We start from the raw sequence: 21,297 nt of genomic DNA, 5'->3' as shown, positions 1-21,297 counted from the left end.
GATATCTTTATGTCAATATATGCCTGTCGATTTAGTGCTTTGCAAATCTACAGTGCCGCGCGTCTCTTCAGACGCGCAAAGGACGCTGTAGCGTTTGAATCTTGGCGTCGTGCTTTCCGAAAATCGATCCCGATTTTCGGGCCGATGCGATAGCCGGATGACAGACTCGCACGACGCCTATATAGGCGTTTAGGACGCTTTGTGCACGAAATCGGAGGAGCATCATGGCACCCGCAACCGGCAACGCCGTGCTTGGAAACTGGACGACCCGCGCCTATCACCGCAGCTGGCTGCTGACCCAGGCGAATGGTCTCTTCGATTTCTTCCAGCACAATTCGGTCAACCCAAAGGGCGGCTTCTACGATCTCGACGACGAAGGTAGGCCTCTCGACGCCGATGGCCAGGTCCGCGGCATCCATATCGCGGCGCGCGCGGTGCATTGCTTCTCGATCGGCGCGCTGCTCGGCCGCCCCGGAGCCTCCGACGTCGTCGACCACGGCATGGACTATATCTGGAACCATCATCGCGACCGGAAAAACGGCGGCTATTTCTGGTCGCTCAACAATGACGGTCCGGTCGATTCCAACAAGCAGGGCTATGGCCATGCTTTCGTGCTGCTCGCCGCCTCAGCGGCAAAGACGATCGGCCATCCGCTTGCCGACGGCATGCTCGCCGATATCACCGAGATCCTCAACACAAAATTCTGGGAAGCGAAGCACGGCGCGATCGCCGAGGAATTCACCGCCGACTGGCAGCCGCTCGACGGCGGTGCCTATCGCGGCCAGAACTCCAACATGCACCTGACCGAAGCGCTGATGGCGGCCTTCGAAGCCACCGGCGACAGGGAATACCTGACCAAGGCCGAAAGCATCGCCGATCTCGTTATCCGCCGCGCGGCGGGTTCGGTCGACTGGCGCGTCGCCGAGCATTTCGATGCCGAATGGAATCTCGACAAGGCTTACTATCATTCGAATGAAATGTTCCGCCCGGCCGGCACGACGCCCGGTCATTGGCTGGAATGGGCCCGCCTCATCCTGCAGCTTTGGGCGCTCGGCGGCAAACGGATCGAGTGGATGCCGGATGCGGCCAAGGCGCTGTTCGCGCAATCCATGGCGCTCGGCTGGGACAACGACAAGGGCGGCTTCTTCTATACGCTCGATTGGGACGACAAGCCTGCCAAGCGCAACAAGCTCTGGTGGCCAGCCTGCGAAGGTGCGGCTGCCGCACATTTCCTCAGCGAGCACCTGCCGAGCGATTTCCATGAAGAGAGCTACCGCAAGATCTGGAACGTGATCGAGCGCGCCTTCATCGACCACAAGAACGGCGGCTGGCATGAGGAGCTGACGGAGGATCTCGTTCCCTCGCACTCGCTCTTCCCCGGTAAGGGCGATATCTACCACGCGCTGCAGGCCTGTCTCATCCCGCTTTTCCCGGCGACGGGCAGCCTGACGAAGGGCATCACTGAGGCTGGCGGCAAGCTCTGAGGCGAACGGCCTCACCGGCAAGAGACGTCATTCTCAGCCTTGTGCCGAGGATCTACGGATAGCGCGGCAGATGCTCGGCACAAGGCCGAGCATGACGAGCGAAAAGCATCGTCAGCGCTCCTGCGCCAGATCCAGACGAATATAATGTTGCAAACGAATATTGTGCCGGCGGTTCACGGCCTCGATCATCCGCTCCACGTCGTCGACCGGCGAATGCAAAATCTCCAACAAGAGCGCACGAAAATCCGCTTGCGATATCTTCCCGGCCATGCCGGTGATCGTGGGCTGAAGCTTGGTGTGAAGAACCCAATGCAGGACCGCCCGGCGATAGGCGTCATCGAGCAGCACAGCCAGATCGCCGGCCTCGATCTCATATTCGAAAGACAGGCTGACATGCCCCGAATCGACAGGAAGCGAATAGATCAGCCTCCCCTCGATATCGTCGACATGCGGCTCGTAGCCATCGCCCATCCGGCGCTTGCCGGAAATTGCAGCCATCTCAGGCGAGCCGCAGCGTATCCAGATCCTTGGCGAGCATCAGCGCCAGCGCCTCGACCGCGAGATTGTGGTCGTCACGCTGCGGCAGTCCCGAGACGGTGACGGCGCCGATACAGCCGGTACCCTTGACGTTGATCGGGAAACTGCCGCCATGCGGCGCATAGTCGGCGCCGGAAAGTCCGTTATCCTCGACCGTCTTGCCGTCCTTCTGCAGCTTCAGACCGGAGGCATAGCTGCTGCGGAAATAACGCAGCACCATGTTGCGCTTGCGGCGGACCCAATTGACGTTGTCGGGCGTCACACCCGGGAGGGCAGCATAGAAAACGGGCATCGAATGCAGGGTCACGTCGATCGCGATACCGAGGCCGCGCTCGGTGGCGAGTTCCTGCAGGAGTTTGCCGAGCTGCCATGCCGTCGTCAGGTCGAAGGCGTCGAAGCTCAGCACTTTCTCCTGCTCCACGATCCGGCTGAGATCGTCCTCGATTGTCATGATGAGCGTTCCTCTTCCGCGATGATCCGTGCAGACCATTCTCGCGGAGAGCAAAAAAGTAAAGCAAAAACTTGGGCCTACCGCTGGAGCAATTCCAGCAAAACTGCGCGGCGGTCTTGCGTCAGGAATTGCGCGAAGACAAAGAGATGGAGCATTTTTGTCACTCGAAGAAAACGGAAACGCTCTTCGTCAGAGCTTCGGCGTCAGCATCTCGAAACGGTCACACGACCGGCGAGAAACCGCCCATCGCCCCGATGAATGGTTTCGGCAGCGGCGGGGCGTAGGAGCCGCGCTTGCTGGTGGAAAGCCCGAGCGACACCAGCGCTTCGGCCTGCTTGACGGCGGCGGCAACGCCGTCGACGACGGGCACGCCGTAGATATCCTGCAGTTCGCGCGCCAGATCGGTCATGCCGGCACAGCCGAGCACGATCGCCTCGGCGCCGTCTTCCAAAAGCGCCCGCTCGATCTCGGTCCTCAGCTTGCCGATCGCGCCGGAGGCCGCATCTTCCAGCTCCAGCACCGGGATATCGGAAGCGCGCACCTTGGCGCGGTCGCCCATGCCGTAGCGGCGCACCAGATTGTCGATCAGCACCCGCGAGCGCTCCAGCGTCGTCACCACGGTGAAGCGCTGCGCCAGGAAACCCGCCGTCACCACGGCGGATTCGCAAAGCCCGAGGATCGGCACATCGGCAAAGCTCCGAGCCGCTTCGAGCCCGGTATCGTCGAAACAGGCGATGACAGCCGCGTCATAACCCACCGCCTGCCGCTCCCTGAGTTCGGCGAGCAGGCCGGGGATCGCTAAGGCTCCGTCGTAATGCCCTTCGATGGAAACCGGCCCCATGCGCGAGGTGGCCGCGACGATCTCCGTGCCGGATGCCGCCACCGCACGCGCGGCGGTAGCGGCCTTCTCGGTCATGGAGGCCGTGGTGTTCGGATTGACGATGAGGATGCGCATGTCAGTTTATCTTTGCCTGCCGCCGGCTGAGCATCGTCATGATGCCGAGCGCGAGGAGAATGATAGTGAAGGAAAACAGCGTCGTCACCGTGCCGAGCGCATAGAGCACCGGCGTCGTGACGTTGGTGGTCATGCCGTAGATTTCGAGCGGCAGCGTATTGTAGGTGCCTGATGTCATCAGCGTGCGGGCGAATTCGTCATAGGAGAGCGTGAAGCCGAACAGGCCGACGCCGACCAGGCTCGGGGCGATCATCGGCAGCACGACGTGGCGGAACGTCTGCCAGGAGCTGGCGCCGAGGTCGCGCGCCGCCTCCTCATAGGCTGACGAGAAACGGTTGAAGACGGCAAACATGATTAGCACGCCGAAGGGCAGCGTCCAGGTGAGATGGGCGCCGAAGGCCGACGAATACCAGGCGGGCTTGAGCCCTCCCTGCTGGAAGACGACACCGATGCCGAGCGAGATGATGATCGACGGCACGACGAGACTTGCGACCGTGGCGTAGAAGAGCGCCGTCGAACCGCGGAAACGGCGGCGGAAGGCAAGGCCGGCGAGCAGCGAGACGACGACGGTCACCACCATCACCATTAGCCCGAGGGTGAAGGAGCGGCGGAACGATGCGCCGAAATCGCCGACCGCCTGCTTCTCGAACAGGTTGAAGAACCAGTGCGTGGAAACGCCGTTCATCGGGAAGGTCAGACCGCCGTCCGGACCCTGGAAGGAGAGGATCAGAATCGCCGAAAGCGGCCCGTAGAGGAACAGCACGAAGATGATGAAGAAGAGCGCCAGCAGATAGAATTCCAGGCCGCGTTTTTCGTGGCTCATCTCAAAGCTCCTTGCGGATATCGACGACGCGCAGGATGGCCGCGACCATCAACAGCACGACGGCGAGCAGCACCACGGCATTGGCGGCAGCGGCCGGATATTGCAGCAGCGACATCTGGTTCTTCATCATCAGCGCCACCGACGCGCTCTGGCCGCCGGACATCACCTGCACTGTCGAAAAGTCAGCCATCACAAGCGTCACGACGAAGATCGTACCGATCGCCATGCCGGGTTTGGCGAGCGGGAAGACGACATTCCACAACACCTGCCAGCCGGAGGCGCCGGCATCGCGCGCCGCCTCGAACAGCGACCGGTCGATGCGCATCAGCGTATTGAAGATCGGCGTCACCATGAACAGCGTATAGAGATGCACCATGGCGAGCACGACGGCGAAATCGGAATAGAGCAGCCATTCGATCGGCTGCGGGATGATGCCCATCTTGATCAGCGTCGAATTGACGAGGCCGTTGCGCCCGAGCACCGGTATCCACGAAATCATGCGGATGATGTTCGACGTCATGAACGGCACGGTGCAGACGAGAAAGAGGATCATCTGCGTCGACGTCTTGCGGATGTGGAAGGCCAGGAAATAGGCGACCCAGAAACCGATGACGAGCGTCAGCGCCCAGACGATCGCGGTGAATTTCAGCGTGTTGAGATAGATCTTCCACGTCACCCACGAACCGAGCGTGTCGGTGTAGTTCATCGTCAGGAAGTCGGGATAGAGGCCGGCAAAGTCGTAGTCCCAGAAGCTGACGACCGCGATCATGGCGATCGGCAGCAGGAAGAACAAGCCGAGAATGACGAACAGCGGCGTCGCCTGGAGATAGGATATCGCCGATGGGGAAAGCCTCAGTCCGCGCCCGCCGCGCGCGCCCTGGCCATCCTCCTCCGTTTCCGCTGCGATGGTCGCCATCCCTTACCCTTTCGGAAGCTCGTCATTCGTCCGGTCGTTAAAGAGAGGGCTCGAGAAGACCCCTCCCCAACCCTCCCCACAAGGGGGAGGGAGTATCTTTGCCGCGCCGCCTCCGAACCTCCTCCCCACAGGAGGAAGGAGTGTCCTTGCCGCACCGCCTCTCCAGGCTCCCTCCCCCTTGTGGGGAGGGTTGGGGAGGGGAAAACGACAATCGCTTAGGCCGCGATGAACTCGTTCCAGCGGCGGACCATGTAGCGGTCTTCGTCCATCACCGAGTTCCAGCAGGCGACAGCACCCATGCGGGCTTCGAAGGAGCCGCCGTCGCGAACGGCGCCGGCCTTCTCCATGACCTTGCCCTCGGGCGACATGATGTCGCCGGTGGCAGCCTTACCCTCGATCCAGTAGCCCCACTCGTCCGCCGTCATGAAGTTCTTGGCGGTGTCCATGCAGGCGGAATAGTAGCCCTGGCGGTTGAGATAGCCGCCGACCCAGCCCGATGTGTACCAGTTGATGTATTCATAGGCGGCGTCGAGTTGCGCACCCTTGAGGTGCGAGGCAAGGCCGAGACCGCCACCCCAGGCGCGATAGCCTTCCTTGAGCGGCTGATACTTGCAGGCGATGCCCTTGGAGCGGACGGCGGCGACGGCCGGCGACCACATCGACTGGATGACGACTTCGCCCGACGCCATCAGGTTCACCGACTCGTCGAAGCTCTTCCAGAAGGCGCGGAACTGGCCCTCGCCCTTGGCCTTGATCAGGAATTCGATCGTCTTGTCGATCTCTTCCTTGGTCATGTTGCCCTTGTCGGCATATTTGATGTTGCCCATGGCTTCCATGATCATCGCGGCGTCCATGATGCCGATCGACGGAATATTGAGGATCGAGGTCTTGCCCTTGAACTTCGGATCCATGATGTCGGCCCAGCTGGTGATCTCGCGGCCGACGAGATCGGGGCGAATACCGAGCGTGTCGGCATTGTAGATGGTCGGAACCATCGTCATCCACTGTGTCGCTTCCTTGGCGAATTTCTTGGAATCCTGCGCTTCGACGAAGCCGACCGTGTGCGGCGCCGTGCCTTGCGCGATGACGCTCTCCGGCTTCAGCTTGCCGTTGATGAAGAGCGGTACGATCTTGTCGTAATATTTCAGCTTCTTGACGTCCATCGGCTGCATCACGCCGGTCGGGAACACCTTTTTGGCGATCCAGTATTCGATGTCGGCAATATCGTAGCTGTCAGGCTGGGTGACGGCGCGCTGGGCGGCGGCATCGGAATCGGTCGCCGTCATCTCCAGCGTGATGCCGAGATCGGCCTTGCACTTCTCGGCGATGGCATTGATGTTCGAAACGCCGGTGCCGAACTGGCGAAGCGTGATGTTCGTCTGCGCCCAGATGGTGGGAAAGCCGGTGATGGCGCCGGAGCCGGCGATGGCGCCGACGGCGGCAGCACCCGTCTTCAGCAGCGTGCGGCGGGAAAGTCCCTTCTCCGCCTTGGTCGATGTCGTTTCAGTCGTCATGTCAGTTCCCCTTTTCTTGGATATGGAAGGTTCAGTGTTCTTGATGGTGATCGCTCACGCGGACGAGCGGCCGAGAAGCACGGCGTCCTCGAGCGCCCAGCTGAGCGAGACGGTGTCGCCAACGGCGACCGGCCGGGCGAAATAGTCGCCGTCGTCGGCAATGACGGTGAAGTCGTCGCTGCCGGCGCCGATAACGGTGATCTTCACGGAAGAGCCGCGATATTCGATGTTGGAGACGATGCCGTCGAAGCCGAGCGTCCATTCGGTCGCCACCTGCAGGCGCACGCGGTCGGTGCGGATGCCGATATCGACGGGCTCGCCGACCTCCCTGCCCGTCCCGCGCACGGAAAAGCTCTGGCCTTCCGGCACGGTCATGACGAACACGCCGTTCTCGCTCGACGTCACCCGGCCGGACAGCACGTTGTGATCGCCCATGAACCGCGCAACGAAGGCCGTCGCCGGACGCTCGAAGACCTCGCGCGGGGCTGCCGCCTGCTCGATCCGGCCGTCATTCATGATGACGATGACGTCGGCGAGCGCCATTGCCTCTTCCTGGCTGTGGGTGACGTGCACGAAGGTGATGCCGAGCGACTTCTGGAGTTTCTTGAGTTCGGCACGCATGCGGATCTTCAGGAACGGATCGAGCGCCGACAGCGGCTCGTCGAGCAGCAACGCTTCCGGATCGGTGATCAGCGCGCGCGCTAGCGCCACGCGCTGCTGCTGGCCGCCGGAAAGCTGGGCCGGACGCCTGGCGGCATAGGCCTCCATCTGCATCAGCTTCAGCATCTCGAGCGCCTTGGCCCGCCGCTCTTGCTTGTCGACACCCTTCATCTTCAGGCTGAAGGCGACGTTGTCGATCAAATCGAGATGCGGGAAGAGCGCGTAGGACTGGAACATCATCGCCGTGCCGCGCCTGGCCGGCGGAAAATCGGTGACGACGGCATTGCCGAGGCGGATATCGCCCGACGAGATGCTCTCATGGCCGGCGATCATGCGCAGCGTCGAAGTCTTGCCGCAGCCCGACGGGCCGAGGAAGCAGCAATAGGAGCCGGCCGGAATCTTCAGGCTGATCGCATGAACCGCCGTCGTCGCGCCATAGACCTTCGAAACGGATACTATATCGATCTCTGCCGCTTTCGACATCATGCCTTCCCCTGTTTGGAAAAGACGATGCATCTGCCGTGCCAAACTCCGCTGCTTAAAGGAAGCCATTGCGAAATAACGATTTTATCAAAACCGCCATAGAGAGAGAAAATTATAGGCGCAACGCCATCTGCACATGATTTAGGCTATCGTGCGCAATTTGTGCAAAACATCGTATACAATCCCACCACCATTTCGGGCACAAATTCTGTTTAACTTTTGCTGCGAACACGGATATGCTTTGCCGACCATCGGGAAATAAATTTCATGAAATCCGCCGCGAAGGCTCAGCAGGCCGAAGACTCAGCCGAAACAGGCGCGCAACAGATCCGCGATGCCATTCGCGAAGCGATCGTCGAGCGCAGGCTATCTCCCGGCACCAAGCTTTCGGAAAGCGATGTCGGCAATCTCTTCAACGTTAGCCGCACGCTTGCCCGCGCCGCCCTGCAGGCGCTCTCCTATGAAGGCCTCGTCAGCGTCGAAAAGAACCGCGGCGCCTTCGTCGCCTATCCCTCGCCTGATGAGGCTCGCCAGATCTTTTCCGCCCGCCGCCTGGTCGAACCCGGCATATTGCGCGAGGCGGCAACGCGGATCACGTCTGACGATATTACCCATCTGCGACAGCTTCTACTGGAAGAAGGCCGCCTGATGAGCGAGCGTGGTCAGACGGCGCGCCGCGCTGAAATCAAGGCATCGGGCGATTTTCATCTGACGCTGGCGGTCATATCGGGAAATTCGATCATGCAGCGCTTCATGGAGGAGCTCGTCGCCCGCTCGTCTCTGGTGATTGCCCTTTACGGGCAGTCGACCGCATCGAGCTGCGGCCATTCCGAACATGGTGACATCATCTCGGCGATCGAAAGCAAAGAACTCGACCGCGCCTGCCAGCTGATGCTGCATCACATCGCCCATATCGAGGCAGATCTCGACCTGCGCGAACGCAAGAGCCTGGGCCTCAAGGAAGCCTTCGAACTCTGAGCATGCAAAAGATGCGGGCGCGGATGCTTCACCGCGCCCGCTTCAAACGAACTCTCGAAACCCTACCAGGGCGTCTTCTTTGGCAACATCTCGAAGGCCGCGAAGATATCCTCGGCGCTCATTGGCTCGCCCGAGCGCAGCTTCACGGTTCCGTCGCGTCCGATCAGGATCAACCCGAACTCGCCGGACGGCGGTCCCTGCAGCCGATCGCGAATATCGTCGGCATCGAGTTCCCAGTCATCGTCGAACAGCGCAAACGCGCCGCCGCCGGCAATACTGAACACCTCGACGTCTTCCTCGATCAAGCGCATATGCGCCTTGCGCAGCCATTCATCCTGGATGAGCGCGCGGTCATCTTGCGCATCGGCAAAGATGATCAGCACCCGTTTCCTGTCGCGAAACTGCTCGAGCGATTGCGGAAGCTCAGGCTCACGCTTGGGTGTGCCGATGATTTCATGAACAATAGATTTTAGCATGGTGCTTCATTCCTCGCCCGTCACCACTGCATAATTCTTAAATCGGGATCGATTTAAGGATAGATTATGCAGCAATTCGAAGTGCTACAGCGCCCTTTGCGACTCTCGAAAAGGGCGCTGTAGTGGCGGGCTGTGCCTGCCGAATTAAACGGCTGGGAATAAGCGAGGTTCCGCCAAAAAGCGGAAAAGGATCGCAGCCATGGCCGCGATCCTCACTTTGTCAGTCGCGGCCCTGGTCTTCGGACGCGTGGGCCGAAACGGCGACGAGATCCGCAGCCCCAGTGACGTGAAGGCGCTTGCGCACCAAAACGCGCATGACACGCGCCGCCGTCGAGAAAGTCATCTGGTCGAGCGGGCCTTCGCCCTCCCACGGCTTGGTCAGCCGCTCGGTGACAGCGCCGACGATGTTCATCGGCACGATGTCGGTGCATTCGCGCATGGCTTCGAAAACGAAGCTGATAGGGATGACCCGGCCTTCGTAGGTCACGATCGGCTCGGTCAATTCGCTGTCCCATTCCTCGAAGGCATAGAGCGCTTCGCGAAACAGCTGCTGGAGGTTGAACGGCGCGTGGCCGTCATGAAGTGGCGGCAGTGCATTCATCATGTCTGTCTCCTCTTGATGGGTTGAAGCCAAAGTCCTCCGGTATCGGTCGCGCCAACGCGGGGAACGGAGCGTTTGCTGCCCCTGCGAACCGAATAACACTATTGATTCTATAGAGTAACGCGCTGGGGTAAAGCCCATTTATCCGCGCGCATGGAAGCGAATTCCATAACGCCATGATATTCTTGCATGTTTTAGTGGAAATTTTCTCGGCATCCGCCATTCGTCAAATATTTTTGCCTCCCGCCTGAGATCGGTCCGGAATGGCACAAAGGGCAGAAATCGCTGCGAAATCACGGAACTTTTGGCGCTGTAATCTGTTTTGTTCTTACATTCGCCAAACCGACTGGGGTTACCACCAATGACGCAAATCCGTGAACCGGAGCGCCGGAGCAGAATCCTGCGCGGCCGTCCCTATAGCCTTGATGAATTCGCCTCCAAATACGGCCTCCGAAACGAGCAGGCTGAAAGCCTGTTCACCCGTTTCGGGCCCTCCTCGATCGAGCTCGACCTGCTGATGGCAGCCAAGCGCCGGCCACCGGTTCTGCAGGACAGAATTGCCGAATAACACTTTGTCGAACGGAACGGATAGATGAGCGACAGACGCCACGAATGGATTAGCAAAAGAGCTTACGCGATCTGGGAGGAACAGGGCCGCCCTGATGGCCGCGACGACGAACATTGGCGCCAAGCGGTTGCCGAACGCGATGCGCTGGAACGTACGCAGGCCTCCGTCGATGGCCGCGAGGTGCTAGTGAAGTTTCGTCCGAAACCGCAGCGGCCCGAAATGCCGCGTCAGGACTGGGTCAATCCTTCGACAAAGGCCGGCTGACCCTTCCCTCTTGCCGGCTCAGCCCAGGCTGAGCCGGAAGCGGGCTTGAAAATCTCCCTGCCACCACATTGGGAAATTGGTTCCCCATTTATTGTTGTGCAGATTGAAGCGGATGCCGGCGGTAAAATCCGGCAGCGTCTTGCAAAATGTCATGAAATCCGAGCTTTGCGGAGCAACCAGCGGCGCATCGAAGGTTTCGATCGTCAGCGGGCCATCGGCAAGATCACCACGTGCTGATGTCACCGCCTGCAATTGCCCGCCGCCGCTTGTCGCAATATTCCCGGATCGGTGCCAGAGGCCCATCTTGCGGAAATTCCAGTCCCCGGCACCATCAGGCGTGAACGAGAAGAAACTTGCCTCCGGCATGCGGTTGGCCGGCTTGTCAAGCAACGTCAGGCTGAGGTCGAGGTGATCGCCCTCGGCGGTGAAATGCAGCATCACCTGCGGCGGCGCGCCATATTTCTGCACAGCCTCGGCCGGCATCGACAGAAGGATGCTCGCCCCATCAGTTGCTTCCAGCGCCGGCAGAAAAATCTTCGAAAGTGTTGCCCCCGACCGGGCAAGCCCCGGCTTGTCATGGTCGAGCACCGCCCATTCCTGGCGATGGGTCAGGTAGGTCTCCATATGCCTGATAACGTCGCCGGCATCGTAGCTCTCATATCGATAGGCGATCAGCGAGCCATCGCGGCCGGAGATCGTCCGGCCGGAGGGAGAGGTGATTTCGGCCACATCGCCGCTCGCACCGTCGAGCCCGATCGACCAGCCGCCGGTCTGCAGACGGAGCTGCCGCCCACCGCCCTCGATCACGGCAGGCGTGGCGATATCGGCAAGCACCGCCTGGGCCGCCTTCCGGTCTGTCTCGTCGAGTTCCGAGACCGCCTGGTCGAGATAGGCGCGCTGCTCGTCCCATGAGGCTTCGGTATAGGCGAAGCGATAATCGGACCGGCGCGCGGCCTCGAAATCGGACCGCGACCATGCCTTGTCGTCACGCAGATAGGATTTGATATCGACGCCGCAGGTATGCTCGGCCACCATCGCCAGTCCGCGCCCGAAGGCGAGACGCCGCGCGTCGAGCCCATCCGCCGCGAAGCGGTCGTAGAGCCTCTGCAGCGCGAGGAACCGCGCCGTCTTCACCGGATCGCTGCCGCTGCCATGGATCCAGCTGTCGCCGAGTTCCAGCTCGACGACAGGGAAACGCTCACGCCCGCTCCAGAGAATGGCGCCGTAATCCTCGAGCGTCGCCGCGCGGATGACCGCATCCGGCTCGCGGGCGCGTAATTCGCGATAGGCCTCGGCCGTCTGCGGCACGCTCTGCGGCCCCATATTGTCTTTGGTATGGGCAAAGCTCAGCCCGTCCTCGAGACCGTCGGGGAAACAAGTCTCGCCGTAGGAGCGCTGGTACATGACCACCACTTCCTCGCCGCCGGGCGCCCGCCAGCGGAAGATGTCGGGCACATCAGGCGGCGGTGAGGCCGTATTGACGCCGAGATGCAGGAAGCGGATGCCCGCCTCGGAAAGCAGCGGCACCATGCCGAGCGTATGGCCGGGCACATCAGTCATCTTCGCCGCGATCGTCGTCTTGCCGAAGCGGCGGTCGAGCTCCTGCGAATAGGAAAGCCCGACCCGGAAAAGGTCCGGCGACATCAGCTCCGTATGCGTGGTGAACGGCAGGCCGTGCCAGCGGATCAGCCCGCGCTCGATCGCCTGTTCCAGCGCTGCCACCTCGGCGGCCGAGCGCGAATTCAGATGGTCCCAGATCAGCCAGGCGCCCGTCGTCCAGATGAAATTCGGCTCGTCGGGATTTTCGGCATGAAAATGCTTGGCCGTTTCGATCGCCTGCGGAATGAAGCGCTCGTGATATTGCCGGCGGACTTTCTCGGCATGATCGGTAAAGCCGATATCGAGATGGGTCTTGAAAACCAGATGCACGCGCTTTTCAGTCATTCCATTCCACGCATCGGTGATGACAGTCGAAACATTCTGCAGCCAGTGGCGGCACAGGTGAGGAGTGTAACCGTTTCCACAAACATCTTTGCTCCTGCCGCAAATTCTTCGTCAACCCGTTTTGGCACAAATCGATGAAATAGTGCGGGTTTATTAACCATATATCCGAATACGCTATCGTCCGACGCTTTCATCGTAGAATCGAATCGCGACAAGAATGAAGACGTGTTCATCGATAATTACATAGAAAGGCGGCGGGACTTCTTTGCTGCCGTGCCCGGGTGGTGCGCTGTTTAGCCAAGGAGAAAAGCCCGAGCCTTTCGTGAAAGCCGATTATCAGAAGGGGCTGTTTTCCTGGCAGAGCGCACGGTGGACCTCGGTCCAGAATAGCGCCAGCGGCGTGTCGCCGTTGCGTTCGGCAACGAGGGCGCGGATCAGCGCTTCGGAGCCTGCCATGTCCTGCCAGCTGGATTTCAGGCCCTTGGCGGCCTGTTGGCATTCGGCAATCGCGAATGGTCTCTTGCTGTCCATATGAGGTCTCCTCATGAAAGGCGCTAGCAGATGGGACCCGGATTGTCATTCCCCGCATATGTGGGGATGCCTTGTATTTATGACAGCCCTCGCGGTAGGATTGAGGGGATTGGGGCAGTGGAAATGATTGAGAATACCTACAGCGAAAAATTCGAGTCCGCTTTCGAACAGATCAAGGCTGCGGCCAATGTGGATGCCGCCATCCGCATTCTCCAGGCGGAATATGGCCTCGATTTCGTCACCTACCATCTCGCCCAGACGATCGCGGCCAAGATCGATTCGCCCTTCGTGCGCACCACCTATCCGGATGCCTGGGTCTCCCGCTACCTCTTGAACAGCTATGTGAAGGTCGATCCGATCGTCAAACAGGGCTTCGAACGCCAGTTGCCCTTCGACTGGAGCGAGGTCGAGCCGACGCCGGAGGCCTATGCCATGTTGGTCGATGCCCAGAAGCACGGTATCGGCGGCAACGGCTACTCCATTCCCGTCGCCGACAAGGCGCAGCGCCGCGCGCTGTTGTCGCTGAATGCCCGCATACCGGCCGACGAATGGGCCGAACTCGTCCGCCGCTGCCGCAACGAATGGATCGAGATCGCCCATCTGATCCACCGCAAGGCCGTCTATGAGCTGCACGGCGAGAACGATCCGGTGCCGTCATTGTCGCCGCGCGAGATCGAGTGTCTGCACTGGACGGCGCTGGGCAAGGACTACAAGGATATTTCGGTCATCCTCGGCATATCGGAGCACACGACGCGCGATTATCTGAAGACCGCCCGCTTCAAGCTCGGCTGCGCCACGATCTCGGCCGCCGCCTCCCGGGCCGTGCAATTGCGCATCATCAATCCCTAGGTCTTTGTTGGCGCATGTCGTTCTCGCAAAACCGCTGCACACTTTTGCGCGACATGCTCTGCCCCCCTCATTTGAGGGGGCCCATCTGAGGGAATTTCCGAACCGGCCCGCTTGAACCATTGTGCTTTCCACGAACTTGAAAACGCTGGAGGGCAAAATGTTCGTTATCATTCAGGCACATGAGTATCAGAAATACGCTGCCGTACTCGACCAGATGTTTCGCCTGCGCAAGAAGGTCTTCGCCGATACGCTCGGCTGGGACGTTCCCGTCATCGGCCCTTACGAACGCGACAGCTACGATTCGCTCGCCCCCGCCTATCTCGTCTGGTGCAACGATAGCCGCACCCGCCTCTATGGCGGGATGCGCCTGATGCCGACGACCGGCCCGACCCTTCTCTACGATGTCTTCCGCGAGACTTTTCCAGATGCCGCCAATCTTATCGCCCCCGGCATCTGGGAAGGCACGCGCATGTGCATTGACGAGGAGGCGATCGCCAAGGATTTCTCCAATGTCGATGCCGGTCGCGCCTTCTCCATGATGCTGCTTGCGCTTTGCGAATGCGCGCTCGATCACGGCATCCATACGATGATTTCCAACTACGAGCCCTACCTCAAGCGCGTCTACAAGCGCGCCGGCGCCGAAGTGGAAGAACTCGGCCGTGCAGACGGCTACGGCAAATACCCCGTCTGCTGCGGCGCCTTCGAAGTATCGGACCGGGTGCTGCGCAAGATGCGCGCCGCCCTCGGCCTCACCCTACCCCTTTATGTCAGGCACGTGCCGGCCCGCTCGGTCGTGACCCAATTCCTGGAGATGGCAGCATGAACCGCCTCGCTGAAACCGCCCCGCAGACCGCAATGCAGAAGGATATCGGCGCGCTGGAGCGCCATGTTCTCGCATCCCGCGACATCGCCACGCAGATAGGGGATCCCTTCCTCTCCTATCTCCTTTCGATGGCGCTGTTCACGATCTACGAGAAGAAGGCCCATCACGAGAACGAGGCGCTGAAGAGCAGCTTCAGCTGAGGGTGTGGTTCCCCTCCGCCCCGCCTGAAGACGAGCAAGTCTCCCGGCGCCTCGCGCGCAGCCGCAAAAACAGTCCCCGTTTTGCGGCTGCGCGGCGTGTTTACGTCATCAGCGTATCGATCGTTGAAATCAGCGTGTCGTGCAGATAAGGCTTCGGCAGGAAGGCGGTATTGGCGGGCAGCGCCATCGGATCGAGCCGCACCATGCCCGAGGTGATGATGATGCCGATATTCGGCCGCATCGCTCGCACCCGCTTGGCAAGCTGGAGACCATCCATCGACCCGGCCATATTAACGTCGGTGAACAGGATATCGACATCCTGCCTGCCCTTCAGCACCACCAGAGCCTCGTCGGCGTTGGCCGCCTCCAGCACCACATGACCGACATCCTCCAGCACATCGAGGATATTGAACCGGATCAGCGGCTCATCCTCCACGATGAGCACCACGGCACTGTTCGAAGCCACCATCTGCGATCGCCCTCTTCATGCGGATGTGACTTGAGTAAGTGTAGCCCGCGCCAGAAGGTTCCAGTGGCTGCCCACGAATTATGCATCGTCCACAGATGCGTGCGCTCCCCGCTTGTGGCTCCCTCGGATTTGCGTTAGAGCGGAAACCGTGCTGCGGGAACCATTGCCCCGGCACCCAAGCGCCGGACACGGCGCCAAGGGCCTGTAGCTCAATGGTTAGAGCCGGCGGCTCATAACCGCTTGGTTGGGGGTTCGAGTCCCTCCGGGCCCACCATCTTTTGCATTAAGTGGTTCAAATCAATCTCCTTTAGCCGGACGCCAATTTCCGCAATTTTGACAGGAGGTTCCGGAATTTCGGAAACCTTTCGAAGCTCCCTTAAGCCGCTTCGAAGCATGCTCGATTTCTTTGCAAAGCAGGAGCGCTTCGAGATCATCCTGATCCGGACGACAGTACGCAAATAAAAGTCCGGCTTGCGCGGCTATCCCTAAAAAGTCGCGATTGTCTTTTGACGGTGGGGTGGCCGTCACTGACGGCAATTTCCTCTAGAAACCCTCACAGCAGGACGAAACGCCGATACGGCAGAAGGATCGGTGCGTTGATTTTCTGCCTACGCCTGAGGGCTAGGAAGCGAGTTCGTGCTGATCGTCGCGTGAGACTGCGACAAGGAGTATGCACCACGGTTGCCAACCATCGGCTGGTCGAGATTTATTGAGAATGATCGGAAACTTCGCGTTCGTGCAGCGCTTTGCGGATTGATACGCGTATGATCAGCCTGATCGTCGAGCCACCTGCCTTTCGATAGAAGTTGTGGTACTTATTAATGGAAGTCGTTGTTCTCGGGAGGAGTAGCAATTCATGGTCGTACACAGGGATATGACTAGCGACGAATGGAAGTGGCTCGTGCGCCTTTGCCAACACGAAGCGGATAGCATTCCTAAGGAAATTGAAGCGCGGTTTACCGAACTTGGTCTGCTCGGGCCAAATGGTCTTTCGGACAATGCCAGGAATTTGGTTCAAAATGAACTGCTGGCAGAGCGGCGAAACAGACTGCAAGGGCTTCACTGAGTGATAACCTTGGACGCCAAGCAGGAGTTCAAGGTGGTGATGTTCATTGCGGTACGGCCCAAGCGGGTAACCGACCTCGGCGGCGGGCGTTTCCTGATCGTCCGTGCAGCTGTTAGCACGGCGTCATGCCCGATCTGCGCACATTTCTAATAGCTACAAGAACGCCCATCGCTCGGCCTGAACCCACCCCCACACGCCGGATTAAGCGGCTGACGCTCATAATAACCGCCGCCGATCGACGACGTCTGGTCGACGCTTCCGGACGATGTGCAGCCCGAAATGATCGTGGCAAGGCTGATCAGCGTTCCGGTCGCGACAAATGCGAAAAATCGGTTCATCTGAGCTTCTCCTTCGGAGGGGCTGGTTTTACCCCAAGCGGGCAATCTACCACCCACGGCGATTACCGACGAGGATTTATAGCAGCCGACCGCCCCCGGCGGCCCCTTCTAACGCCAATGTGATCACCTTTTAGGCCAGCCACCCTCAAGCCATGCACTGTCACATAACTGTCATGCAAAATTGCCCATTGTTACGGCAGTCTGGGCAAAATATATGCTGCCGGCTAACAAAAAAAAGAATGAGTGAACTGCCATGAGTGCCATACAGAAACTTTTCCACCGCAATCTCCTGACCCGCTTCGTCGCCGGTCTCGGTGCGGTTCCCCAGCGCATTCGCGACGCACGCGAAGAGCGCAAGCCCGCCATCCACCCATCCTTCATGGACGATTTCGGCGCCTAGTAGGACAATTGGCGAGTCAACAGACTCGTCTGCTCCCGCGATACGTCCTCCAATGTCATTTCAGTTGATATCTGATGGGAAGCCGCCAGCGGCTTCTGATCATGCCGCGGCGGAAAATTCCTTCCGGAACCAGATCCGGTCAACGGGCCGGCCTCCGGCATGCCCGCTGACCCTGCCGAATTCGACGTATCCGAGCCTCGGGTAAAAATCCGGCGCCTGGGTCGAGAGTGTGTCGACGCAGGCCGCGACCGCCGCGCGGCGGCGGCCTTCTTCTTCCGCCGCCGCCATCAGTTTCCGGCCGATGCCGCTCAGGCGCAGCGATTGCGCGACCCACAGATTGCCGATGAAAAGAATCGAGAAGGAAACGGACGCCGTTATTCCGGCGATAAGCCTTCCGTTTTCCCGCCAGACGATGGCGAAGGCCTCGCGTCTGATCTCAGCGCTCTCGTTGAAGGCGTTCAGGCCATCGGAAATCGCGGTGGCGATCTCGGACGGGACGGGATCGAGCGTTTCGAACATTGTTTCCTCGTCGTCGATGATCGCCATATGATAGCGAGCCGTCGGTTCCGGTCCAGCCGTTTCGGCTTCTAACGGGCGGCGGACGCCCTCCGGGTTCAGCCCAAACGCATGCCCCCGCAGATTTTTCTCTCGCTACGCATGCGCCTGTCTTTTCTCGCCGTAATAGCTTCACAATCAACCGACAGAAAGCTGTTCCGGGAAACGACAACCAAGGAATGAAAACATGGCGCCGATCTATACCAAAACTGTCCTGATGACCGCCCTTCTGGCGCTGCCGCTCGCCGCCTCAGCGCCCGCCTTCGCGCAGGAGGCAAAGCCGCGCGAGCCGGTGATTTCGGTGACCGGCGATGGCGAATCCTCCGTCGCTCCCGATATGGCCGTCGTCAATCTCGCCGTCGTCAAACAGGCGAAAACCGCCCGCGAAGCGCTCGACGAGAATAACAAGGCGATGAACGACGTACTTGCCGCGCTGAAGAGCGGCGGCATCGCCGAGCGAGATCTGCAGACCTCCGGCTTTTCCATCCAGCCGCAATACAATTATCCGCAGCCGGTCGACGGCCAGCAGCAGCAGCCGCAGCTGATCGGCTACCAGACCATCAATTCCGTCACCGTCAGGCTGCGCGATCTCGCCAAGCTCGGCGCGGTGATCGACCAGTCCGTCACCCTCGGCATCAACCAGGGCGGCGAAATCCAGTTCACCAACGACAAGCCGGACGCCGCGATCGAAGAGGCACGCAAGAATGCGGTCGCCGATGCCGTCAAGAGGGCGAAGACGCTCAGCGAAGCCGCCGGCGTCAAGCTCGGCCGCATTCTCGAGATCAACGAGAACGTCCCGCGCGCAATGCCGCAGCCGGTCTATCGCGCCACGATGATGAAGGAGGCATCCGACGCTGCCGTTCCCGTCCAGGGCGGCGAGAACAATTACAATGTCAGCGTCACCGTGACCTTCGCCATCGAACAGTAGACATTGCAGCGCCGCGTGTCTTTTCAGATGTGCGGGGCTGTAAAAAGATTTTCAAAAAGAAAACCGCCCTTGCCGATCGGGGAGACTGGCAAAGGCGGTTGTGGCCGCCGCATCGGGGAGACGGGGCGGCGTATTCTTCCAACGATTAGCGGCGGCGCAGGGCGGGGCAACCGCGCACATTGCCGAAGCTCATTTCATCAGGGCCGCGACGCGTCCAGCCCTGGACGATCACGCGGCGCGGGGTGATGTCGACGACGCGGGCGCGACGAAAGCCGTAGTCCCGGGCGAGGTTTTCGGCGAGCTGCGGATTGCAGCCGCGCGACGGCCGGCCGTAGCCCGGGCCCGGAGGCGGACGGCGGTAATCCTGCGGCGGACCACGGTCCGGCTCGCCAATAATGATATTCAACTGGGCGGCGGCCGGGGCCACCGTACCGGCCAGGGTGCCGACTGTCAGCATGACGGCAAGACCCGCCTTTGCCAGAAACTGCATCATCGAAAAACCTTTTCGTTTGAAAGTCGGGCCGGTCAAGCCGCCCTCCCCATTAATCCGCATGACGCCGAAGCGTCATTTGGGAATCACTCATACAGGTCAGAGAAGAGACGGCTGAAAGTGTCACCGTCAAGGCAAAAACAGACCGGAAGCGCCGCATCGGCGCCTCCGGCTGCAGTCCTCAGCGCCGGATCAGCGGGCAGCCGCGGACATTCGCGAAGGTGATCCTGTCCCAGCCGCGGCGGTCGCGCCCGGCAACGACGACGACCCGCGGCGACATGCGGGTGATGTGGGCTCTCCGCAGGCCGAAATCACGCGCCTTGCGCACCGCGTGCATCGGCGAGCAGCCGCGGATCGGACGATGATATTGCGCCTCGACGACGAAGTTCGTCTGCGGTCCGGCGGCGGCCGCCGTGGAAACAGTGGCCGGAATGGTGCAGAGGGCGAGCAGAGCGGCAAGCGAAGCCTTGGTCAGGAAATGCGTCATGGGATGTCTCCGTCGATTGGTATTCCAAGCTCTCCCTTCAGGGATTGTCTCGACAGTAAACGCAGCAAACTGAACGGCGTTCGAACCGGGCATTCAGTTTGCATTCACAAGAATTAACCGATTTCAGGAGCTGAGATGCAACACGACTTCCCGCCGATGCGGCCGGTCGCGATGCTCGAAAAGATAAAGGCCCTGCCAGGTGCCGAGCATCAGCCGCCCCCTGGCGACGGGAATGCCGATCGAGACCTGCGTCAGCGCCGCCTTGATATGCGCCGGCATGTCGTCCGGCCCTTCGGCCCTATGCACGATCCAGCCCATGTCGGGATCGGAGGCCGGAGGCACGAGGCGGCGGAAGAAGGAGAGAAGATCGGTACGCACGTCGGGATCGGCATTTTCCTGAATGAGCAGCGAACAGGATGTGTGGCGTACGAAGACGGTCAGAAGCGCCTCCTCCCGCCCCGACGCGCTGACGAAGGCCTCCGCCTGGTGCGTGAACTCGTAAAGGCCCTGTCCGCGTGTGGACAAGGTGAGGATCGTCTGAGGCAAGGCGCTCTCCCGCTTCGAGATGACATCTCTCGCGAGTTGGCGCGTTGACTGGCGCAAGTCAAGCTTGCGCGTGCAAGTCAAGCTTGCGCGGGCAAACCACTGACCGCTTCAGAAAGAAGAAAGGATGAAGCGCCGGTTGGCGGCAAGCACCGGCCGGGCATTCATCGGATAGAGCGTCGTGAAGGCGCTTATATCGTTCTCGTCGGTCTCGATCGGCTGCCTGAGCACCATCCAATCGACAATCTCGCTGCAAGGCGGCGTCGTCAGCGACCCCTCATAGGACCAATAGGTGAGCTCTTTCGGCAGCAGCCCGTTCGGGTTGACATCGACCGCAGCCTCGCCGCCTGCCGTTTTAGGAAAGGCGGCCGCCAGCCGCGAGAAGCCGGGATTGGCGGCACCCGGTGTCACGAATACACCAAGCACCCCAAGCGTGCCGGTTTCCTTGTGCCTGTGGACGAAATGCGCCTCCATCGGGAAGCTCCTGCCGTCGACATGATGTTCGCTCGGCGCATGGAAATGATATTGCAGCAGCTCGTAGCTGTTACCGGCCCGCGAAAGCCTGCTGCCACCGGGCATGTTGACCTGTATCGTGTGGCCGTTGTTGACGATCCTGCCGCCAGCCTTCCAGTCGATCGCAATTGGCGGAAGCTCCGCCTTGACAGCACCCGTCAGATCGAGCGGCGATTGCTGCGAACCGGCTGAACAGGCGGTATTCTCCGGCGCCATCGCGCCCCAGTGGTCCGGGCCTGACTGGCCCTCATAGCTCCAATGCGCACCTTCGGCGGCAAAGCCAGCACCGGCACAGGCCGGGCAGGCGCCAAGCACGATCAGTCCCTTGATGAAATCACGTCGCTGCATGTCCGTCCCCCCACGGTGGCAGCCGGTAGCCTGCCGAGCCCCGCGGAGCGATTATGCGCTCGCGCAAGGCAGAAGGGAACATGGGAGGCCAAGCATCCTGCCA

General features: G+C 60.5%; 28 protein-coding genes and 1 tRNA gene. 11 read left to right on the top strand and 18 right to left on the bottom strand.

What is annotated here, in order from left to right; all coding sequences use genetic code 11:
- Positions 1 to 224 precede the first annotated feature (224 nt).
- A complete protein-coding gene (locus RWK44_RS21560; protein WP_168284616.1) occupies positions 225 to 1,484 on the top strand; it encodes an AGE family epimerase/isomerase in 1,260 nt (419 codons plus the stop codon).
- Positions 1,485 to 1,595: 111 nt separating this feature from the next.
- Here RWK44_RS21560 and RWK44_RS21555 read toward each other — a convergent pair whose 3' ends face one another.
- The 7 genes from RWK44_RS21555 to RWK44_RS21525 form a co-directional block, all read right to left on the bottom strand.
- Positions 1,596 to 1,982, bottom strand: a complete 387-nt coding sequence (locus RWK44_RS21555) for a hypothetical protein (protein WP_131666327.1) — start codon at positions 1,980 to 1,982, stop codon at positions 1,596 to 1,598.
- A 1-nt stretch (position 1,983) separates the two neighbouring features.
- Positions 1,984 to 2,472 carry a heme-degrading domain-containing protein gene (locus RWK44_RS21550; protein WP_131666328.1) on the bottom strand — a complete coding sequence of 163 codons (489 nt, stop codon included), beginning with the start codon at positions 2,470 to 2,472 and terminating at the stop codon, positions 1,984 to 1,986.
- A gap of 220 nt (positions 2,473 to 2,692) precedes the next feature.
- The gene (locus RWK44_RS21545) at positions 2,693 to 3,427 is read right to left on the bottom strand and encodes an aspartate/glutamate racemase family protein (RefSeq protein ID WP_316029362.1); all 735 of its coding nucleotides are present in this window, start codon (positions 3,425 to 3,427) and stop codon (positions 2,693 to 2,695) included.
- 1 nt (position 3,428) lies between these two features.
- A complete protein-coding gene (locus RWK44_RS21540; RefSeq protein ID WP_131666331.1) occupies positions 3,429 to 4,250 on the bottom strand; it encodes an ABC transporter permease in 822 nt (273 codons plus the stop codon).
- 1 nt (position 4,251) lies between these two features.
- Complete coding sequence (locus tag RWK44_RS21535) at positions 4,252 to 5,166, bottom strand: ABC transporter permease (RefSeq protein ID WP_003561140.1); 915 nt, start codon at positions 5,164 to 5,166, stop codon at positions 4,252 to 4,254.
- Between the two features lie 215 nt (positions 5,167 to 5,381).
- Positions 5,382 to 6,680, bottom strand: coding sequence for an ABC transporter substrate-binding protein (locus RWK44_RS21530; RefSeq protein ID WP_131664658.1), 1,299 nt, complete (start codon positions 6,678 to 6,680; stop codon positions 5,382 to 5,384).
- 54 nt (positions 6,681 to 6,734) lie between these two features.
- A complete protein-coding gene (locus RWK44_RS21525) occupies positions 6,735 to 7,823 on the bottom strand; it encodes an ABC transporter ATP-binding protein (RefSeq protein WP_168284031.1) in 1,089 nt (362 codons plus the stop codon).
- 267 nt (positions 7,824 to 8,090) lie between these two features.
- Between RWK44_RS21525 and RWK44_RS21520 the strand changes: the two genes are divergently transcribed.
- Positions 8,091 to 8,801, top strand: coding sequence for a GntR family transcriptional regulator (locus tag RWK44_RS21520; RefSeq protein ID WP_131664657.1), 711 nt, complete (start codon positions 8,091 to 8,093; stop codon positions 8,799 to 8,801).
- A gap of 62 nt (positions 8,802 to 8,863) precedes the next feature.
- Here RWK44_RS21520 and RWK44_RS21515 read toward each other — a convergent pair whose 3' ends face one another.
- Positions 8,864 to 9,277, bottom strand: coding sequence for a DUF4174 domain-containing protein (locus RWK44_RS21515; protein WP_131664656.1), 414 nt, complete (start codon positions 9,275 to 9,277; stop codon positions 8,864 to 8,866).
- A gap of 220 nt (positions 9,278 to 9,497) precedes the next feature.
- The gene (locus RWK44_RS21510) at positions 9,498 to 9,881 is read right to left on the bottom strand and encodes a hypothetical protein (RefSeq protein WP_017988998.1); all 384 of its coding nucleotides are present in this window, start codon (positions 9,879 to 9,881) and stop codon (positions 9,498 to 9,500) included.
- A gap of 358 nt (positions 9,882 to 10,239) precedes the next feature.
- On the opposite strand from RWK44_RS21510, the gene RWK44_RS21505 reads away from it, so the two are divergent.
- Both RWK44_RS21505 and RWK44_RS21500 read left to right on the top strand, forming a co-directional pair.
- The gene (locus RWK44_RS21505; protein ID WP_131664655.1) at positions 10,240 to 10,446 is read left to right on the top strand and encodes a hypothetical protein; all 207 of its coding nucleotides are present in this window, start codon (positions 10,240 to 10,242) and stop codon (positions 10,444 to 10,446) included.
- A 24-nt stretch (positions 10,447 to 10,470) separates the two neighbouring features.
- Complete coding sequence (locus RWK44_RS21500) at positions 10,471 to 10,710, top strand: DUF2934 domain-containing protein (protein WP_025395376.1); 240 nt, start codon at positions 10,471 to 10,473, stop codon at positions 10,708 to 10,710.
- Between the two features lie 18 nt (positions 10,711 to 10,728).
- Here RWK44_RS21500 and RWK44_RS21495 read toward each other — a convergent pair whose 3' ends face one another.
- Together RWK44_RS21495 and RWK44_RS21490 are read right to left on the bottom strand one after the other, a co-directional pair.
- Entirely contained in the window at positions 10,729 to 12,654 is a 1,926-nt protein-coding gene (locus tag RWK44_RS21495; protein WP_316029361.1) for a DUF5054 domain-containing protein, read from the bottom strand.
- Positions 12,655 to 12,990: 336 nt separating this feature from the next.
- Entirely contained in the window at positions 12,991 to 13,185 is a 195-nt protein-coding gene (locus tag RWK44_RS21490) for a hypothetical protein (protein ID WP_131664654.1), read from the bottom strand.
- 123 nt (positions 13,186 to 13,308) lie between these two features.
- Between RWK44_RS21490 and RWK44_RS21485 the strand changes: the two genes are divergently transcribed.
- The 3 genes from RWK44_RS21485 (at position 13,309) to RWK44_RS21475 (ending at position 15,057) form a co-directional block, all read left to right on the top strand.
- Positions 13,309 to 14,034: a LuxR family transcriptional regulator gene (locus RWK44_RS21485; RefSeq protein ID WP_020050903.1), complete on the top strand. Its 726-nt coding sequence runs from the start codon at positions 13,309 to 13,311 to the stop codon at positions 14,032 to 14,034.
- Between the two features lie 157 nt (positions 14,035 to 14,191).
- Positions 14,192 to 14,857 (top strand): acyl-homoserine-lactone synthase, encoded by a 666-nt coding sequence (locus tag RWK44_RS21480; RefSeq protein WP_003541559.1) that lies wholly within the window; start codon positions 14,192 to 14,194, stop codon positions 14,855 to 14,857.
- Positions 14,854 to 15,057, top strand: a complete 204-nt coding sequence (locus tag RWK44_RS21475; protein WP_131664653.1) for a hypothetical protein — start codon at positions 14,854 to 14,856, stop codon at positions 15,055 to 15,057. Before RWK44_RS21480 ends, RWK44_RS21475 begins: the two co-directional genes overlap by 4 nt.
- Before the next feature lie 100 nt (positions 15,058 to 15,157).
- On the opposite strand, the gene RWK44_RS21470 is transcribed toward RWK44_RS21475, so the two are convergent.
- Positions 15,158 to 15,526 (bottom strand): response regulator, encoded by a 369-nt coding sequence (locus RWK44_RS21470; protein ID WP_131664652.1) that lies wholly within the window; start codon positions 15,524 to 15,526, stop codon positions 15,158 to 15,160.
- 198 nt (positions 15,527 to 15,724) lie between these two features.
- Between RWK44_RS21470 and RWK44_RS21465 the strand changes: the two genes are divergently transcribed.
- Positions 15,725 to 15,800 (top strand) — tRNA-Ile (locus RWK44_RS21465).
- Between the two features lie 582 nt (positions 15,801 to 16,382).
- Positions 16,383 to 16,592, top strand: a complete 210-nt coding sequence (locus tag RWK44_RS21460; RefSeq protein WP_012558428.1) for a hypothetical protein — start codon at positions 16,383 to 16,385, stop codon at positions 16,590 to 16,592.
- Between the two features lie 146 nt (positions 16,593 to 16,738).
- Here RWK44_RS21460 and RWK44_RS21455 read toward each other — a convergent pair whose 3' ends face one another.
- Complete coding sequence (locus RWK44_RS21455) at positions 16,739 to 16,930, bottom strand: hypothetical protein (protein ID WP_077978844.1); 192 nt, start codon at positions 16,928 to 16,930, stop codon at positions 16,739 to 16,741.
- A gap of 253 nt (positions 16,931 to 17,183) precedes the next feature.
- On the opposite strand from RWK44_RS21455, the gene RWK44_RS21450 reads away from it, so the two are divergent.
- Positions 17,184 to 17,330 carry a hypothetical protein gene (locus RWK44_RS21450; RefSeq protein WP_018242953.1) on the top strand — a complete coding sequence of 49 codons (147 nt, stop codon included), beginning with the start codon at positions 17,184 to 17,186 and terminating at the stop codon, positions 17,328 to 17,330.
- Between the two features lie 99 nt (positions 17,331 to 17,429).
- Here RWK44_RS21450 and RWK44_RS21445 read toward each other — a convergent pair whose 3' ends face one another.
- Positions 17,430 to 17,876: a GNAT family N-acetyltransferase gene (locus RWK44_RS21445; RefSeq protein ID WP_131664651.1), complete on the bottom strand. Its 447-nt coding sequence runs from the start codon at positions 17,874 to 17,876 to the stop codon at positions 17,430 to 17,432.
- Between the two features lie 196 nt (positions 17,877 to 18,072).
- Between RWK44_RS21445 and RWK44_RS21440 the strand changes: the two genes are divergently transcribed.
- Positions 18,073 to 18,813, top strand: coding sequence for an SIMPL domain-containing protein (locus RWK44_RS21440; protein ID WP_131664650.1), 741 nt, complete (start codon positions 18,073 to 18,075; stop codon positions 18,811 to 18,813).
- A 145-nt stretch (positions 18,814 to 18,958) separates the two neighbouring features.
- Here RWK44_RS21440 and RWK44_RS21435 read toward each other — a convergent pair whose 3' ends face one another.
- The 4 genes from RWK44_RS21435 to RWK44_RS21420 all read right to left on the bottom strand — a co-directional run bounded on the left by RWK44_RS21435 (position 18,959) and on the right by RWK44_RS21420 (position 21,194).
- Positions 18,959 to 19,306, bottom strand: coding sequence for a hypothetical protein (locus RWK44_RS21435; RefSeq protein ID WP_316029384.1), 348 nt, complete (start codon positions 19,304 to 19,306; stop codon positions 18,959 to 18,961).
- 178 nt (positions 19,307 to 19,484) lie between these two features.
- Positions 19,485 to 19,790 (bottom strand): hypothetical protein, encoded by a 306-nt coding sequence (locus RWK44_RS21430; protein WP_003541573.1) that lies wholly within the window; start codon positions 19,788 to 19,790, stop codon positions 19,485 to 19,487.
- Positions 19,791 to 19,913: 123 nt separating this feature from the next.
- Positions 19,914 to 20,336 (bottom strand): secondary thiamine-phosphate synthase enzyme YjbQ, encoded by a 423-nt coding sequence (locus RWK44_RS21425; RefSeq protein WP_222010281.1) that lies wholly within the window; start codon positions 20,334 to 20,336, stop codon positions 19,914 to 19,916.
- A 108-nt stretch (positions 20,337 to 20,444) separates the two neighbouring features.
- Positions 20,445 to 21,194 (bottom strand): carbonic anhydrase, encoded by a 750-nt coding sequence (locus RWK44_RS21420; RefSeq protein WP_168284028.1) that lies wholly within the window; start codon positions 21,192 to 21,194, stop codon positions 20,445 to 20,447.
- Between the last annotated feature and the right edge of the window lie 103 nt (positions 21,195 to 21,297).

This window comes from Rhizobium sp. 25PS6 (genome assembly GCF_032464655.1).
Taxonomy (GTDB): Bacteria; Pseudomonadota; Alphaproteobacteria; order Rhizobiales; family Rhizobiaceae; genus Rhizobium; species Rhizobium laguerreae.
The sequence above is the reverse complement of the archived record's forward strand: the minus strand, read 5'-3'. Positions and strand labels throughout refer to the sequence as shown.